The 16,918-nt window shown below is 41.0% G+C and carries 17 protein-coding genes; 11 read left to right on the plus strand and 6 right to left on the minus strand.

The features are described 5' to 3' along the window. Positions 1-353: 353 nt before the first annotated feature. The gene (locus tag PseudUWO311_RS22435; RefSeq protein ID WP_142657456.1) at positions 354-869 is read left to right on the plus strand and encodes a transposase; all 516 of its coding nucleotides are present in this window, start codon (positions 354-356) and stop codon (positions 867-869) included. A 21-nt stretch (positions 870-890) separates the two neighbouring features. Here PseudUWO311_RS22435 and PseudUWO311_RS22440 read toward each other — a convergent pair whose 3' ends face one another. The 3 genes from PseudUWO311_RS22440 to PseudUWO311_RS22450 form a co-directional block, all read right to left on the minus strand. Then, a complete protein-coding gene (locus tag PseudUWO311_RS22440) occupies positions 891-1,145 on the minus strand; it encodes a hypothetical protein (protein ID WP_142657457.1) in 255 nt (84 codons plus the stop codon). Positions 1,146-1,348: 203 nt separating this feature from the next. Next, positions 1,349-1,951 carry a CPBP family intramembrane glutamic endopeptidase gene (locus PseudUWO311_RS22445; protein ID WP_142657458.1) on the minus strand — a complete coding sequence of 201 codons (603 nt, stop codon included), beginning with the start codon at positions 1,949-1,951 and terminating at the stop codon, positions 1,349-1,351. A gap of 81 nt (positions 1,952-2,032) precedes the next feature. Next, positions 2,033-3,307: an aminotransferase class V-fold PLP-dependent enzyme gene (locus PseudUWO311_RS22450; protein WP_142657459.1), complete on the minus strand. Its 1,275-nt coding sequence runs from the start codon at positions 3,305-3,307 to the stop codon at positions 2,033-2,035. Positions 3,308-3,471: 164 nt separating this feature from the next. Between PseudUWO311_RS22450 and PseudUWO311_RS22455 the strand changes: the two genes are divergently transcribed. The 9 genes from PseudUWO311_RS22455 (at position 3,472) to PseudUWO311_RS22495 (ending at position 10,978) form a co-directional block, all read left to right on the plus strand. Next, on the plus strand, positions 3,472-4,038 hold the full coding sequence (locus tag PseudUWO311_RS22455; protein ID WP_142657460.1) for a Uma2 family endonuclease: 567 nt from the start codon (positions 3,472-3,474) through the stop codon (positions 4,036-4,038). 36 nt (positions 4,039-4,074) lie between these two features. After that, a complete protein-coding gene (locus PseudUWO311_RS22460; RefSeq protein ID WP_223807699.1) occupies positions 4,075-4,587 on the plus strand; it encodes a PIN domain-containing protein in 513 nt (170 codons plus the stop codon). 3 nt (positions 4,588-4,590) lie between these two features. After that, positions 4,591-4,824: a hypothetical protein gene (locus PseudUWO311_RS22465; protein WP_219817763.1), complete on the plus strand. Its 234-nt coding sequence runs from the start codon at positions 4,591-4,593 to the stop codon at positions 4,822-4,824. Between the two features lie 360 nt (positions 4,825-5,184). Beyond that, positions 5,185-5,520: an NINE protein gene (locus PseudUWO311_RS22470; RefSeq protein ID WP_142657461.1), complete on the plus strand. Its 336-nt coding sequence runs from the start codon at positions 5,185-5,187 to the stop codon at positions 5,518-5,520. A gap of 77 nt (positions 5,521-5,597) precedes the next feature. Further along, complete coding sequence (locus PseudUWO311_RS22475; protein WP_142657462.1) at positions 5,598-6,308, plus strand: helix-hairpin-helix domain-containing protein; 711 nt, start codon at positions 5,598-5,600, stop codon at positions 6,306-6,308. A gap of 14 nt (positions 6,309-6,322) precedes the next feature. Then, positions 6,323-7,519, plus strand: coding sequence for a pentapeptide repeat-containing protein (locus PseudUWO311_RS22480; protein ID WP_142657463.1), 1,197 nt, complete (start codon positions 6,323-6,325; stop codon positions 7,517-7,519). A 106-nt stretch (positions 7,520-7,625) separates the two neighbouring features. After that, positions 7,626-8,966 (plus strand): SLC13 family permease, encoded by a 1,341-nt coding sequence (locus tag PseudUWO311_RS22485; RefSeq protein ID WP_142657464.1) that lies wholly within the window; start codon positions 7,626-7,628, stop codon positions 8,964-8,966. 194 nt (positions 8,967-9,160) lie between these two features. Beyond that, positions 9,161-10,645, plus strand: a complete 1,485-nt coding sequence (locus PseudUWO311_RS22490; protein ID WP_142657465.1) for a glutamate synthase subunit beta — start codon at positions 9,161-9,163, stop codon at positions 10,643-10,645. Positions 10,646-10,756: 111 nt separating this feature from the next. Further along, on the plus strand, positions 10,757-10,978 hold the full coding sequence (locus tag PseudUWO311_RS22495; protein ID WP_190303622.1) for a hypothetical protein: 222 nt from the start codon (positions 10,757-10,759) through the stop codon (positions 10,976-10,978). 51 nt (positions 10,979-11,029) lie between these two features. Here the strand turns inward: PseudUWO311_RS22495 and PseudUWO311_RS22500 are convergent, their stop codons facing one another. Beyond that, the gene (locus tag PseudUWO311_RS22500; RefSeq protein WP_142657466.1) at positions 11,030-12,175 is read right to left on the minus strand and encodes a fatty acid desaturase family protein; all 1,146 of its coding nucleotides are present in this window, start codon (positions 12,173-12,175) and stop codon (positions 11,030-11,032) included. A gap of 393 nt (positions 12,176-12,568) precedes the next feature. On the opposite strand from PseudUWO311_RS22500, the gene PseudUWO311_RS22505 reads away from it, so the two are divergent. Further along, complete coding sequence (locus PseudUWO311_RS22505; protein WP_190303623.1) at positions 12,569-13,852, plus strand: GGDEF domain-containing protein; 1,284 nt, start codon at positions 12,569-12,571, stop codon at positions 13,850-13,852. Between the two features lie 71 nt (positions 13,853-13,923). Here the strand turns inward: PseudUWO311_RS22505 and PseudUWO311_RS22510 are convergent, their stop codons facing one another. Next, complete coding sequence (locus PseudUWO311_RS22510; RefSeq protein ID WP_142657468.1) at positions 13,924-15,291, minus strand: (Fe-S)-binding protein; 1,368 nt, start codon at positions 15,289-15,291, stop codon at positions 13,924-13,926. Positions 15,292-15,862: 571 nt separating this feature from the next. After that, positions 15,863-16,879: an NAD(P)/FAD-dependent oxidoreductase gene (locus PseudUWO311_RS22515; RefSeq protein ID WP_142657469.1), complete on the minus strand. Its 1,017-nt coding sequence runs from the start codon at positions 16,877-16,879 to the stop codon at positions 15,863-15,865. Positions 16,880-16,918 lie beyond the last annotated feature (39 nt).

Here is a 16,918-nt window from a genome sequence, read left to right on the forward strand (position 1 = left end):
CTTTATTTTGCCATGCATTTAATATCTTGTGCCGTAAATCAAGCGAATATGCTGACATATTTTGTTTAACTTTAGTGATGCTTTAGATTACTAGACTTGTGGCGTGTTTGATCGGAATTTGCTGTAAATTATTGGCGATTGGCATAGAAGGGGCGAGCACGGGGGCATCGCCCCTACGGGTGAAATGATGAAATTTATCCCCATTCCATTCTATTTACCATTTAAATCCAAAAACGGTAGGGGCGATGCCCCCCGTGCTCGCCCCTTTGTCGCAGATCAAAAACCATTGTTTTATGCGGGGACAATTTACCAATGGGTTGATAAAATTGCGATCGCCTCCAAAAAAATTCGCCATGTCCTACAATCCAGACATACACCATCGCCGTTCCGTTCGTCTCAAAGGATACGACTATTCACAGACAGGCGCATATTTCATCACCATTTGCATTCATCAACGCCAACCCCTATTAGGCGCGATCGCTGATGGCATTATGTACCCAAATCCTGCGGGAACAATGGTACAGACAATTTGGGAAGAACTGCAATTCCATTATCCAAACCTAGAATTAGATGCCTTTGTCCTGATGCCAAACCATATCCACGGCATTATCGTTCTGAAATCATTACAAACAGAACCAATTATGAAATTAGGAGAAATCATCCATCGATTCAAATCCTTTACAACCGCAAAATATAGACATGGCGTTCATCAAGAACAATGGCAGCCCTTTATAGGTAGACTATGGCAAAGGAACTATTATGAACACATTATCCGTGATCGCGAATCCTGCGATCACATACGACAGTACATAACAAATAATCCGTCATCATGGGAATCCGATCTCCTTCACCCAGAAAAAGAAAAATAAGAGTAGCAGCATAGATTTAGTTCAGACACCCACCCACACCCCAAAATGGTAGGGGCGATGCCCCCGTGCTCGCCCCGTTGTCGCAGATCGCCAACAATTTTTGTATGCGGCGACAATTTCCCAATGGGTTGATAAAATTGCGATCGCACGGTCATAAATTATCGATGAAATGAAAATTGCGATCGCACGGTCATAAATTATCGATGAAATGAAAATTGCGATCGCGCGGCGATAAATTATTGGCGATTGGCATAGAAGGGGCGAGCACGGGGGCATCGCCCCTACATGAAAAATGATAAAATTTATTTCCGTTCTATTCCATTCACCATTTAAAACAAAAATCGTTAGGGGCGAGGCTCCCCGTGCTCGCCCCGTTGTCGCAGATCACAAACAATTTTTGTATAAGGCGAAAATCCCCAAACACGTAAAAAAAAATATGCGATCGCAAAAAATCTATATGATGAAATCTATAAAAAAGTCTAGCTCTTAGATTGTTTGTATTTCCAAATGAGCCCTGAAAGTGAATTTGTAAGTATGTGGGCAATGACTGCCGATAATAGATTACCTGTATACATCGTGACGGCTCCAAGCATCATACCAACAGCGATCGCCCAAACGGTATAGGACAAATGCTTAGCACTTGCCATATGTAGCGCCCCAAATACAACACTGGTAATAACCAAAGCAATTCCATTCATACCCAGTGCTGGTAATGCCACACCGCGAAACAACATTTCTTCGCTTAGTCCTGGTAATAAACCTAACCAAATTAGATCAACTGGTTCTAATGGTTTCAGTACCATTTCTAGATATTCTTGCGCGGCAATGCGATAGCTTTCCCAAACTTCATAAATAAAGCTGCTAAGCAAAGCAACCCCTATGCCTATTCCTGCACCGATCGCTGCATGTTCTGGCTGCCAACGAAGTGGAACCATAGGTATGCCCGTTAAGTACACCCAACCTTTAGAGATTCCCAAAAAGATAATTGCAGTCACTGCCATCGCAATTAGTACCTGCGATCGCGATAGTGTTTGATCTTTTTTATCAGGATTTTGTTGAGGAGCTTGCGAGAATATGGACATAGCAGAGGTTTTATAGATTTAATTGAAAGTTGAGAATCTGAATTCCTCACTATCTTAATGAGAGGAATCGGAAGAGAAGATTTAATTCATCGCTTCAAAAATTGAGACGAGACGATCAATATCAGCAATGGAAGTGAGATAGTGAACGGAAGCTCTTAAGCAATCTGGATCGGGAAGAGCTCGGATTAAAATTTGATGTTCAGATTCTAATTGTTTAGCAATTAATGAATGAGGCTTTTTCGCGATCGCACTTTGCGCTAACTCTTGATTCACCTTAAAAGAAATTAGTCCCGACTCTGGTGGCAATTGCCTGATGCAATCAATATGGGGTAAAGCATCTAATCGCTCCCATAAAATTTTGCTTAGTTGACAAATACGCTGATATCGTTGCATTTGTGTCCCCCAACTATTTGCATGAGCGATCGCAATTCGCATTGCTTCATAAAGAGCATAGGTTGAGCTAGCAACCTCAAACTTTGCACCATCTTGTCGCCATTGCACAATTGGGTTATGACTAGTTGGATATTTACCTGTTAGTCCACGCCAACCGACAAATACTGGCTCGATCGCATCAAATATTTCAGGACGAATATACAAAGCTCCTAATCCAAGCGGTGAGCACCACCATTTATGTGTGGTAAATGCATAAAAATCCGCTTCACTATCAGCAAGATTTAATGGCAATACACCCACCGACTGCGCAGCATCAACGGCAACTAACACATTCTGATCGTGGCAAGCCTTGGCGATCGCCTTCAGTGGCACAACCTGTCCTGTATTCCAGCAAATATGACTCAGCATCACCATGCGAGTTTTAGGATGCAAATGCTGCACTAATAGATCAACAACTGCCTCACTATCTTTACCTTCAGAGCTACTATTGCGGGTATTGGTCAAGGGAAAATAGTCAATTTCGATGCCGAAGCGTTTTTGAATTTGGATCGCACCCGCAATGATCCCAGGGTGTTCACAGTCTGATAGTAATAAGCGATCGCCTTGTTGCCAATCCACTGCCCATAGGGCGATATTGCAGCCAACGGTTGTATTTTCGGTTAGTGTAATTGTGGTTGGGCTGACTTGAAATTCTTGAGCGATCGCGACCTTAGTCGCGTCATATTCGGGCATCATCCAATCCCCAGCGGCATTGGAAAAACATCCTAGTGACTCGATATGTCGAAAATTTTTGGTGATCGAATCTAGAGATGCCCCACACATCACCCCCTGTCCACCGTAATTAAAGTAAGTACGATTTTCTAAAGCAGGAAAATGCGATCGATGCGTGAATAAATCCAGTTCGCGATCGCGCTCTAAGTTATCAGAATTTATACTCTCCGAAAGTGCTGCTGAAGAAATCAAAACCAACTCCTAATCAAATATTCAGCTATTGTTTATTCTATCGCGACTTGCAACCAAGTAAAAATGCTAAATATTTAAGGATAGTCGGCGCTTCGCGCCGACTATCCTTACCATAAATTGATCGTGACGCTAGAATATAAATGTTGTCTTTAGGTAACAAATCCATGACTGCCACCATTCAACGCCGTTACAGTCTCGATGAATATCGTGCGATCGCTGATGCCTCTGAAGAAAAATGTGAGTACCACGATGGAGAAATTATTGCGACGAGTGGTGGAACTGTTAAACATAGCCGTCTTAGTCGGAATATGCTTAATCTTCTGGATAGTAAGCTGCAAAACACAAACTTTGAAGCAATTAACAATGATTTACGACTATGGATTCCTGCTTATCGGCGTGGTGTATACCCAGATGCGATGGTTTTTAATGGGGCGTTACAATTTAATACTGAGCGTGAGGATGAAGTCTTAAATCCGCTTCTAATTGTCGAAGTACTCTCCCCTTCAACCGAAGAATATGATCGCACTGATAAGTTTCGGATGTATCGTTCTATTCCAAGTTTCTGTGAATACTTGCTAATTCGCCAAAATAAAATTTTTGTTGAACGATATAGTAAACAAGCCCAAATCTGGACATACAGTGATTTTGATGGTTTAGATCAGTCGATTGTATTAGATTCCCTAAATATTGAATTAGCGATCGCTGAAATTTATCGTGGGCTTGAGTTTTAACTAAAAATAGAGCATTATCATATTGGTAAACTTAGTATGCGTGGTCAACTTACGTATACTCCACAGTTAAAGCACACACTACTGATTGTGAAATATCGAATTTACATGGATGTCTGTTGCCTAAATCGACCGTTAGACGATTCACAACAGGATCGGATAAGGTTGGAGACCGAAGCCATCCTATCGATTTATCGAAAATGTCGAGTTGGAGAATGGTTGTTGATTAGTAGTGAGGTGATTGACTTAGAAATCGCTAAAACCCCGAATATTAAGAGGCTAGAACAACTAAAGTTAGCAATTTCTATTGCTAAAGAGAAAATTATTCTTGCAAATGAAATTAAGCAACGTGTGATTGAATTAACTGAAATTGGGTTTAAATCGTTTGATGCCGCTCATGTTGCTAGTGCAGAGTTTGGTGGTGTGGATGTTTTCTTGACGACTGATGATCGCTTATTAAAACGATCTATTAAATACAGTGATCAGCTAAGGGTTAAGGTAAGCAATCCTGTGCAATGGTTTATTGATGTTAGCAAAACTCAAGGGGATTAAAAAATGATGACACCTCTAGAAATTAATCGATTGGGATATCAAGCTTTGAATGACGCTCTTGGCTTTGATGGCATGATCAGATTTGTGCGGCAGTTTGAGCTAGGAGCAGGTGACTACACAAAGGATCGGCATCAATGGCTAGATCAGTTCACAGTTGAAGATATTTTTAACCAAGTACAACATCAACGAGAAGAGTCTGAGCAATCTATTAATCTGTCGATAGCAGATGCTAGTTGATACGCACAGAGACTAACACTGCTTAGATCGCGGATATCTATCGAGGCATTGAGTTTTAAATGTACATAGGGCATTATCTTAGAGATTGCTATTGCGGAGAAAAAGCAATGATATCTATTGTTAAACATTTGAGAGTGAAACCCATAGGCAAAAACTTGAGATTCTTACCTTTTGCTCTTGTAGGAATTGCCGCATTTGCCCTCAACTCTAATCCCGACATGCATCCTTATTTGCAAATTTCCATAGCTTTACTCGAAGCGAAACTGGGAATCCTTGTAGTATATTTACTATCTAAAAAGATTTCCAAGACAGTAAGATAAGCCCGTAACCACATTAATATCAGTAAAAAGGAAAATGGTAATGAGGACTAGAACTAATGCGATTCTTTGGTGCTTTTTCTTAGGAGCCTTTGGAGCGCACAAATTTTATCTAGGACAATCTGGATGGGGAATAGTTTACCTACTGTTTTGTTGGACAGGTATCCCATCTCTCGCCGCTTTTATTGAGTTTATTATGCTACTTGTGATGGCAGATTCTGAATTTAATCTTAAATTTAACGGTGTAACCAATCAAGCCACAGCTTCGGTCAGAGACTCTACGGCTGCACTTGGCGATCTCAAAAGACTTTATGATGATGGTATCATCACAGCTGAAGAGTATGAAGAGAAACGAAAAAAGCTACTTAAAAATATTTAGCGATTAGTATAGCTGTTAGTAAATGAGCTTGAGAGCTAAAAGCTAATCCCCAATACACCAGTATCATTTTAATCATTATGTCTCAACCTTCATGGTTTGATCAAACGCCAACATGGGTTTGGTGGTCTTTTTTACCAGCATTGGGTGGTGGTGCGATCGCCTATGCTGGTGTAAAAGCTGGCTCTAATATTTGGATTGGTATCGGGGCGGGCTTCGTTACTGCTGGAGTTGTTTTGTACTCATCCCCATATCTTTCTAGCTTTGCAACAATTGTTTGGTTTGCCCAAATTGCTACAGCCTTTGCTTTAAAACGTGAATACTTAACAAAAACTTATCCAAAGCATTTACCATTACCTGAAGATTACAAATTATTTCAGGCGATCGCAGCTAATCGCCCCAAGATTGAGATCAATAGCTGCTCCAAGAATGACTTAGTTAACGTTTTGGGATTACCAATCGTTTATGCCAATGATATTGAATCTTTGCGATCTGAAGGACATATTTTCACCAGTCTTGAAGAACTCCATGACATTCTCGAAATTCCGAACGCCACTCTCCAAAAAATTGAGCCAATGGTCATTTTTAGCTACGACTATCGGAAAGAGTTAGGTTATTCATGGAAGCGGGTTAACTCCATGTCCGTTGACGAATTGATCGCAATTGGAATGGAATCACAAGTTGCGATCGCGATCGCTGAAGAGCGGAAACAACGTGGCGAATTTAAATCAATTATGGATATCAAAAAACGTACTGGAATCCCTTTTAGCGCCTATCGACAACTTACCTAAATAAGAGATCCACTATGCTAATTTTTAGAGCAACTCTAAAAGACAATTTAGCCAAGCACCAACTGTGGTTAGACAGTCATGGCGATAAAGGGCAAAGATTTAGTGCGGCTGGAGCTAACTTTGAGAAAGCCGATCTCTGTGGAACTAATCTGCGTAAAGCTAACCTCAGTGGGGCTAATCTTAGTGAAGTTAATCTCAGCAATGCTAATCTCAGTGAGGCAACTTTATTTGGAGCAAAACTGAGTGGGGCAAATCTCAATGCAGCTAATCTAAGTGGTGCATCATTGAGCGGAGCTGAACTACAAAATGCAACGCTCCAGAATGCAGATTTGACTGAAGTGCTTCTTTGTGAAGCAAATCTGGCTAACGCAAATCTTTGTAATGCTAATTTACACAAAGCGAATCTCAGCCTTGGTATTCCAGAATTTGTTAAAGCAAAAAATATGCAGGCTCTGTTGCTGGGAAATGCAGTTCCTTTAGTGAATGTCAATCAAACTAATCTAAAAGAAGCGAATCTGAGTGGTGCTAATCTCAGTGAAGCAAATCTTGATTTTGCGAACCTTTTTGAAGCAAATCTCAGTGGTGCAAGTTTACAGAAGGCAAGACTATTTGCGGTTAATCTTGGCAAAGCTAATCTTTCTAGCGCAAATCTTGAGGGTGCTGATCTATTTCGGGTCAAGGCTTTAGGAACTGACTTTAGTTCTGCAAATTTTACGGATGCTTGTATTGAAGAATGGATGATTGATAGCGATACTAAGTTGGATGATGTGATCTGTGATTCTATCTATTTAAAACATGTTTTGAGAAGCCTGCCTGATTACATTCTTAGAAAATTTAGCGATCGCCGTCCGTTTAATCCCAAGGCAAAATTTGCTCAGGGTGATTTTGTAAAATTGCTTAGCAAGGGAAATGCAGGTTCAGAATTAGAAAAGTATGGCTCAGAGATTCTCCAAGAACATATTCTCCTTGAAGAACTCCATCAAATCTTTGAGCAATTATCTGAGCAATATTCACAACGATATGCTGATGCATCGGAAAGCGATCGCCTAACAATTCTTAAATTAGAAATCCGCTATCAGTCTCAGGAAAATTTGGCGTTTAAAGAACGTTTATTGGAAGCAATCAATTCGCCCAGCCAATTATTGACGGATCTATTACAAAATAATTCTTTTGTAACTTTATCTCTTGATACTCTAGTCACTTTTTTGTAGAGTCAACCTAAAGTAAAGGCGACGCGAAACGCGCCGCCTTTACTTTAGGTTGGTAATATCCTACCTTTACTGACAACGGATCTATTTCAATACAGATTTAACTAGAATGGCTACTTGGCAAGCAATATTGTCGCTGGTTACCTTTATCAGCGTGATCGTTCTACTGATTACTGAGTGGATACATTTTACGATCGCCGCTTTTCTAGGTGCGCTCATTTTGATCGTAGCTAATGTAATGACCATGCCTGAAGCCATTGCGTACATTGGTAAAAGCCACGGTACGCTGGGACTTTTCTTCGGCGTGATGGTGATGGTACGAGCCTTTCAACCAACAAAAGTTTTTGAGTATCTTGCCACCCAGATGGTAATTATCGCCAAAGGAAGAGGCGATCGCTTGCTATTAGGTATAGTCGCTATTACTACTCCAATCTGTGCCGTGTTACCCAACGCGACAACGGTAATGTTACTAGCACCGCTGATTCCACCTATGGCTGAAGAAATCGGCGTGGATTTTGTGCCGTTACTAATTTTGTTGGTATTTGTGGCGAATAGCTCAGGCTTATTAACTATCGTTGGCGATCCTGCCACTTATATTGTCGGTGATGCGATCAATATGAGCTTTGTCGATTATTTACTCAAACTAAGCCTTGGTGGTGCGATCGCTGTTGGAGTGATTGTGGCGATATTGCCATTCCTATTTCGCAAAATCTGGAACAAAAAATTAGAAAACCTTGAGCGCCTGCCTCATCCCACGATCAATCATCCCCGTGTACTGATAGTGGGGGCAATTATTACGGCTTTTGTGCTGATGTTTTTTGTGATTGGCGAATCATTGCCAATTCCTGTCACCCCAGCAACTGTGGCTTTATTAGGAGCCGCCTTGGCGCTGATGCTATCGCACCATTGCAAAATCGACTCTGTACAGCATATTTTGCGAGATGTCGATTGGAGTACCTTGATTTTCTTTATGTGTATTTTCGTGCTGATTGGCGGACTCGAAAAAACAGGTGTCATTGGCAGTATGTCAGGAATTTTAGCCGCAATTTTAGGAAAAAATATCGCCCTTGGTTCGATTCTTTTGATCTTTTTTGTTGGATTGATTTCTAGTGTTGTACCAAATATTCCCCTTGTTGTGGCAATGGTTCCTTTGCTCAAGCAGTATGTAGTTAATGTTGGTTTAGCTGGCGCGGAGATTATCTCTCCCGATTTTACAGGACAGTTACCAGCGGTCGTCTTACCACTGTTTTACGCGATGATGTATGGAGCAACTCTTGGTGGTAATGGAACCTTAGTGGGAGCTTCGGCAAATATTGTCGCTGCAGGTGTCGCTGAACAACATGGGCGAAGAATTTCATTTAAGACATTTTTGCGTTATGGCATTCCTGTGATGATCTTGCAGCTTGTCGCCGCAGCTATATATGTTGCCTTGCGATTTTTGCTTTTTTGATAATCTCTATCTAAACAAAAAAATTACCCCGATTTGCACTCAAATACTTGATAGGGTGGGCAATGCCTCCCTTAATCATTAACTAATGTTAAGGAAACCCGTATAATGTGATCGGAACCAGTTAAGCAGTTTAAAAATACTTTATTGGCTGTTTGTCAAGTAGCCGATTTGTCAAAACATAGAAACGAAAAGCAATGGGAAAACCGACAGGATTTATTGAGTACCTCCGCGAAGCACCGACGGAAATACCACCAAGCGATCGCATCAAAAATTGGGATGAATTTCATGTCCATATGCCTGATGAAAATCTCCGTACACAAGGCGCTCGATGCATGGACTGTGGTACACCGTTTTGTCATACAGGAAATCTAATCAGTGGCATGGCAAGCGGCTGCCCAGTCAATAATCTAATTCCTGAATGGAACGACTTGGTATATCGCGGACTTTGGCGTGAAGCCCTTGACCGTTTGCATAAAACTAATAATTTCCCAGAATTTACAGGTCGTGTTTGTCCTGCGCCATGCGAGGGCTCATGTGTCTTGGGAATCACAAATCCACCTGTAACGATTAAGAATATCGAGTATTCGATCATCGACAAGGGTTGGGAAGAGGGCTGGATCGTTCCTGAGCCTCCTGCTAAACGTACTGGCAAGAAAGTCGCCGTCATTGGTTCTGGCCCCGCAGGATTGAGTGCAGCTGCCCAGCTAAATAAGGCAGGACATTGGGTAACAGTTTATGAACGTGCTGATCGTCCTGGCGGATTATTGATGTATGGCATTCCCAACATGAAATTGGACAAGCAGAAAGTAGTCTTACGCCGTTTGGATATCCTTGAGAAAGAGGGTGTGAAATTTGTTTGCAATACCGAAATTGGCAAAGATATGCCTGCGGAAGACTTGCTAAAAGAATTTGATGCAGTCGTAATCTGTACTGGAGCAACGAAGCCCCGAGATTTAAGTATTGAAGGGCGTGAACTCAAAGGCATTCATTTTGCCATGGAATTTCTGACGGCAAATACTAAGGCAGTGATTAACGGTAAGGCAGGGGATGATTTTATCTCTGCTAAGGGTAAGGATGTTGTGATCATCGGCGGTGGTGATACAGGAACCGACTGCGTTGGCACATCAATCCGACATGGCTGTAATAGCGTAGTTCAGTTGGAAATCATGCCTAAGCCACCAGAGACCCGTGCGAAAGATAATCCTTGGCCAGAATGGCCCAAAGTCTACAAGATGGACTATGGACAAGAGGAAGCAAGTGCAAAGTTTGGTGACGATCCTAGAGCTTATATCACTACTGCAACTAAGATCGAGGGAGATGAAAACGGTCAGGTTAAGGCTGTCCACACTGTGCAAGTTCAATGGGAACGAAATGACAAGGGTCAGTTTATTCCTAGGCAAGTGGCTGGTACTGAAAAGGTAATTCCTGCTCAGATCATCCTATTAGCAATGGGTTTCCTTGGCCCAGAGCAACCACTCCTTGATTCTCTCGGTGTGGAGCGTGATCCTCGGAGTAACGTCAAAGCTAATCATGGTCAATTCACCACCAGTCTTCCCAGTGTTTTTGCAGCGGGAGACTGTCGCCGTGGTCAAAGTCTGATCGTCTGGGCAATTAATGAAGGTCGTGGTGCTGCTCGTGAATGCGATCGCTATCTCATGGGTGACACAGATTTGCCTTAAAACCAAATAATTTTTAAAAACTCTGCTTCGCAGAGTTTTTAAAAATTATTTGGTTTTAGATCGAGCGCAAAGCGCTATAGATCTAGAGTAAATATAGAATAGGAATAATTTATGGAAAGTAATGTGTTGGTCTCCCCAGAGACTGTATATGAGAATCTCAATCAACTTGATCAAGTTGACCTCACCACCAGTGCTGAATATCGTGAAATGGCGCAGGATGTTCTGGCTGACTCAGAAGTTGCCCGCGATATGAGAGAAGCGATCGCAGATCGACTCAATCAAGCCAACCAGCAACTAATTAATACAACAGTTAGCAAAACCGATAGTTATTAATAAAAAAAAGAAAGAGCGCGAAGCGCTCTTTCTTTTTTTTGCAACAGTAATTTATTGGTTCGGATTTGATTGCAAAGAGCTATGTGTCCCCATCTTCCGTAGCCAACGATAGTGAGATAAGAATCCTGCCCATAGAGAACTATGCTGGTTGTATTTCACCCCAAATTCTTGACAAGTCTGCTCAACGACTTTAGAAATTACAGGATAGTTAATATGACAAATATTGGGGAATAGGTGATGCTCAATTTGGAAATTGAGTCCACCCAGCAACCACGTCACATAAGCATTATTGCGCGAGAAGTTCACTGTAGTTTCAATCTGATGAATAGCCCAGTCATTATCAATAATGTTAGCTTCCGCAACTGGTGTCGGAAAATTCGCCTCTTCGACTACATGAGCTAGTTGGAAAACTACACTAAGCACAATTCCTAAAGTTACAGCAACTAGTCCATAACTAGCTAAAACTAGCCAGATCGAATGAAATAACAAAGGAATCAAAAAGGCAATTGAAAAAAAGACTAACTTCCCAGCAAAAAATATGGCAAGATTGGCTTGTTTTGGACGAGGATAAGTGCGATCGCCAATTTTGCCAGTGATCAGACAATAAAAATCATCATAAAAATGCCATTTGATCGCTAATAAACCATACAGTAACCAAAGATAATACTGTTGCCAACGATGAAATGGAAGTCTTGCATGAGAAGGAGAAAGTCGCCCAAAAATTCCTACTTCCAAATCCATGTCGTAACCAGCAATATTCACATAGGTATGATGCAGCACATCATGTTTCCAATGCCAAACATAAGAGCTACCACCAATCAAATCTAAACTCATAGACATGAGCTTATTTACCCATGCAACACTTGAATAGGCATGATGAGCACCATCGTGCTGAATGCTAAACCCAATTCCTGCAGTGATAATACCTAGCACAATAGAAAGGGGAATTACTTGCCACCATGCCTGAGCCAAGAAGACTAATCCAGAGTATATCCCAAAGAAACTCGACAACAAGATTATTGTCTTAGTGTACATTTGTGGACAATCACGTTCTCGAAGATCACTACTTTGGAAAAGATCGTCAACCCTTCGTCTCAGTTCAGCCTGAAAGCCACTATTCTTAGCAAATTTTAGTTTTTTTACTTGTTCTTTCTCGTGACTAATCACAAACTGCTGAGATTCATTTCGCTCTTCCATCTTTTACCATTTCTAATCAATATCGTATTTATAATTTTTCACTTATACTAATTATCTAAAGTCTCACAAAACCTAGACAATTAAAATTTAAACTCAAATTTGTGTTTTATTCGGCAAAAAATGTTTTTTCCGTAGAACAAAGGCTTTTGGTAAGCGATCGCTCTATATCCTTGATGTTACATGATTCGATTGAATATTCTATAAGCGATTTTGCGAAAAAGCCATGTGAGCCAAATTCGTCCCTCATTATTATCAAAGATGCATAGATACACTATTTTAATATTTTGCATTAACTTCGGTGCATCTTTACTGCTATTACTTGGTTTGAGCGTAATATTGGGGTGGCATATCGGTTCTGAAAGGTTGATTCAGATCTATCCGAAATTTGTGCCAATGCAATTTAACACAGCCTTAGGATTTATATTTATCAGTCTAGCGCTTATGTGTTTAGCCAATAATCGCAGAAGATTTGCTAAATACATTGGGATTGCATCAATTATATTAGGCGGGTTAACCTTAATTCAGCATGTTTTTGGGGTTAATTTCTATATTGACGAATTATTTATGCGGCACTATATTACGACCGCCACTTCTCAACCTGGTCGCATGGCTCCAAATACTGCTTTAAATTTTTTGTTAAGTGGCTTTGCCATTCTGACAATGTCAACTGAGAGAATTAGGATAACTCAAATCTTAATTGGGAGTTTTTTGGGGGCTGTAACCATGGGGCTTGGAAGCGTGGCTTTTCTGGGGTATCTGTCCAATGTTGAAACAGCTTATGGCTGGGGAAATCTAACCAAGATGGCGATTCATACGGCGATAGGGTTCATCGTCGTGGGGTTAATGTTAATTCTAGTAGCAAGATATTTGAATTGGAAAACTGAACAAAAATCACCTTCAGTATTGCTGCCACTTATCCTCGCTATTTTAGGCTTTACGATTACTATTTGCCTTTGGCAAGCACTCTATTCGGCTGAATTATATATCACGACTCAATATGGCATCAAAACAAAGAATTTTGTTGCAGAAGGAATTCTAGTTTTTGGGGGATTATTTTCGGTTGTCATTGCGATCGCCGTATGGTTTGCAATCCGATCCCGTGAACAGTTACGGTCTCTCAGATTAGCTCAAGAAGAAATCTTGATTCTCAATCAACAACTAGAAAAGATATCTTACCTTGACGCTCTGACCGAAATACCTAATCGCCGTTCATTCGATGCTGTCATAGAAAAGGAATTTGGGAGAGCATATTGTTATCAACGTTCTATTGCTGTAATTTTGTTAGATATTGATTACTTCAAAGCTTATAACGATCACTATGGACACCAAATGGGTGATTATTCCCTCCAACAAGTCGCTCAATCCATAAAAAATATGGCTCAGCGGAAAACGGATATGGCTGCTCGTTATGGTGGCGAAGAATTTGTTTTATTATTGCCTGATGCCATGGCTGAGGATGCTGAAAAAATTGCCGCAATGACACTACAAGCGATCGCGGATTTAAATATTCCTCATGAGAAATCAAAGGTCAGCTCTTTTGTCACCATTAGTGCTGGCATTAGTGTTTGCGTTCCTTCTGCTGATACAACAATTAAAGAATTAATTCATCATGCAGATCAAGCTTTGTATGAAGCAAAAGCTGAAGGAAGATCTCGTATTGTTACTACAAAATTTTAAGTGTCTCAGCAATATAGGAAAGCGGTTCTTCGCGCCGCTTTTCTATATTGCTGAGACACTTAGGCTAAATTTTACTTGTCCAATTTTTTGCCTCGGATTGAATAATCTAATAGCTCCATTGGGTGCATGAGGAGAACATTTCTATTTTGTAACTTCAAATGCTTGCGAATTTGGGTAATACAGCCCACATTTGCAGATGCAATTAATTGAGCGCCAGTATCCGTAAGATTAGTCACCTTCATCTCTCCCAATTCATGCCCAACTTCCGGCTGCAAAATGTTGTAGATTCCTGCACTGCCGCAGCATAAAGATGCATCGACCGATTCCCTTAGTTGCACATTAGGGATTTGACGAAGTAAACGGCGTGGTTCTAGACTGATCTTCTGTCCATGGAGCATATGGCAAGCATCTTGGTAGGCGATCGCTAAAGGTTGATCTTGCAAAGGGGAGAGCTTAGCTGTTAACCCCACATGATCCAGAAACTCCTGAACATCCTTAACTTTTTGAGAGAAAAGTTTCGCTCTCTCTGCATAGTTAGGATCATCTTTCAAAATATGACCATATTCTTTCAATGTATGTCCGCAGCCAGAAGCATTAACTAAAACTGCGTCAAGACTTAAATTCGCAAAAGCATCGATAGTTTGCTTGGCTAATTCCAGAGTTTGTGCTTCCTGTCCTTGATGATGCGATAAAGCTCCGCAACAGCCCTGTAATTTAGGAACTACTACTTCGCAACCATTTGCAGTCAATACGCGTACAGTCGCATTATTCACCTCTGGCAAAAAGACACGTTGCACGCAGCCTAAGAGCATTCCTACCCGATAACGCTTTTCGACCTTTGCAGGAATTACTTCAGGTAAAATGTCTTGAAAAGCTTGAGGCGTTAGTTCGGGTAGTACCGATTCCATTGCTGCTATTTGCTTGGGCAGAAACTTTTCTAGCCATCCTGTCGATCGCACTAATTTTTGTAAGCCTAGCTTCTGATAAGCCAATAAAGGAGCAAGCAAAATCCGCAAACGTTTGGGATATGGGAAAGTTGAGAAGATAAATTGGCGTAATAGTTTTTCAGGTAGCGATCGCGGATGATTTCTCTCAACTTGAGAACGAGTTGATTCAATTAATTGGTCATATTGCACACCTGAAGGGCAAGTAGTTACGCAGGCAAGACACCCCAAGCAAGTATCAAAGTGCTGAGCGATCGCAGGTGATAAAGGAATATCTCCTTCATTAATTCCATCCATTAAATAAATTCTGCCCCGTGGTGAATCTGTCTCTTTGCCGATGACACGATAACTAGGGCAAGTAGACAAACAAAATCCACAATGTACGCAAGCATCAATTAGCTGTGGATTTGGCGGATTCTTCGCATCAAAGCTAGGAATTATCTCCAGATTATTTATAGATATATTCTCAAAACTAGATTTATCAGAAACTTGCATGTTTTAAAAGTTATTACAACTACTAAGATTCTATAGCCAGACTAGTCATTATCCTTATCGCCAAAATAAAAAAACAAAGCCAACTCACTAGATCTGTCTGAAATCGCCCCAACTCAATCTCAACAAACTGCGATCGCCTAAAACAAAACCCATGTATATCTACAATTTCAAGTAGTCTTCGTCCTTTAGTGTATAAGACATAATTGGATACCTTTTCAATGATTGATTGGAAATTTAGAAATGTGAAAAGATTGATCTAACCACAATTTATTCTTATAAAATCTACGACTTTAGACGTGTGAGCATCTAGCCTGCATTATTCACGAAAGGGGAAGGACAAACTGAATTAGAATAAAAATAGATGGCTACTTTGAGAATGAAGAGATTTCTATATTTTAATGGCTTGTAGGCTCTTTTTCTTATTCTCTTTCCTCTTGTTATGCATAATTTAGGCTGGTCTCAGCTTTGCTTTTACTTTTACTTTTGTCTACTCCGTCGAACTCACGATAAGATTAGAATTTCCTGCCAAGAATAAAAGTCTTTGCAAAGCACACCCTTTTATTCTTGGGGTTTAAACTTTTAGCAACTCGATCACAGATTCAGCCGCCGCAAGTCCAGAATGATAGGCAGCTTCGATATTTTTGCCCGCACACCAATCCCCTGCACATACAAGGGATAAAGGAATTGATGTGGATAGACAAGAAACCCCTAAAGACTCTTCGGCAAGAGCATATCGCCAACGATGAACTTGCCACCATTCAGGACTGGCTAACCATTTTTCTAATAATCTGCCCACTTGATTAAGCAATGGTTTGCCTGCAATTTCTAAATCTGGCTCTTCCATTGATTGTTTAGCAAATTCAGCCGTACTTTGTAAGACAAAGACAGGTTGCACGGCTTTATCTGGATGCTTGCTGCTATCGTAGCTAATCCAATCAAGAATCGGATCATCAATACATCTAATTGCTTGCCATTCTACAGGCACTGAATTGCTAGCATTGTAGCCAGCCATAATCGTCACACTGGGGGCAAATTTGACTGACTGCACTGCTTGCAAAAAACTAGGTGCTGGTGCTAATACTTCTTCAAATATCGGCAAAAATTGGGGGGCAGGGATTGTGGACACGATCGCTGAAGTTTCGAGGGCTTCTTGGCGATCAGTTACTAATTGCCATTTAAAATCGTTATGACTAACACCCACAATACGGGCATTGTTGATTATCGGGATTTCGTTTGCAAGATATTTGGCGATCGCGGTCATACCCATTGGACAGCAATATCGAGGATGACGCTCATCGGCATTGGGCGGACGCAATCCAGCTGCTGAAAGTTGATAAACATTGCGTGTCCATTCTTGGACGAGGCTCTTTTCTTGCAGTTTACGAACAAACCTGCCAAAGCTATCACTCTTAACTGAAAGCAGTTGTGCTCCATGATCGACCCAAGTACCTTGCAAACGTCTAGTTGCCATACGTCCGCCCACACCTGCGGATTTTTCAACGATGGTGACATCTAGCCCTGCTTGCTTTAATTGTTGAGCACAGGTTAAGCCTGCCATCCCTGCGCCGATCACGATTACATCTTTCATAAAGTTTCAGTTCATGCCTCTTGAAGAGCTTAGCTCATC

The sequence above is a fragment of the Pseudanabaena sp. UWO311 genome, from assembly GCF_006937785.1.
GTDB lineage: Bacteria > Cyanobacteriota > Cyanobacteriia > Pseudanabaenales > Pseudanabaenaceae > Pseudanabaena.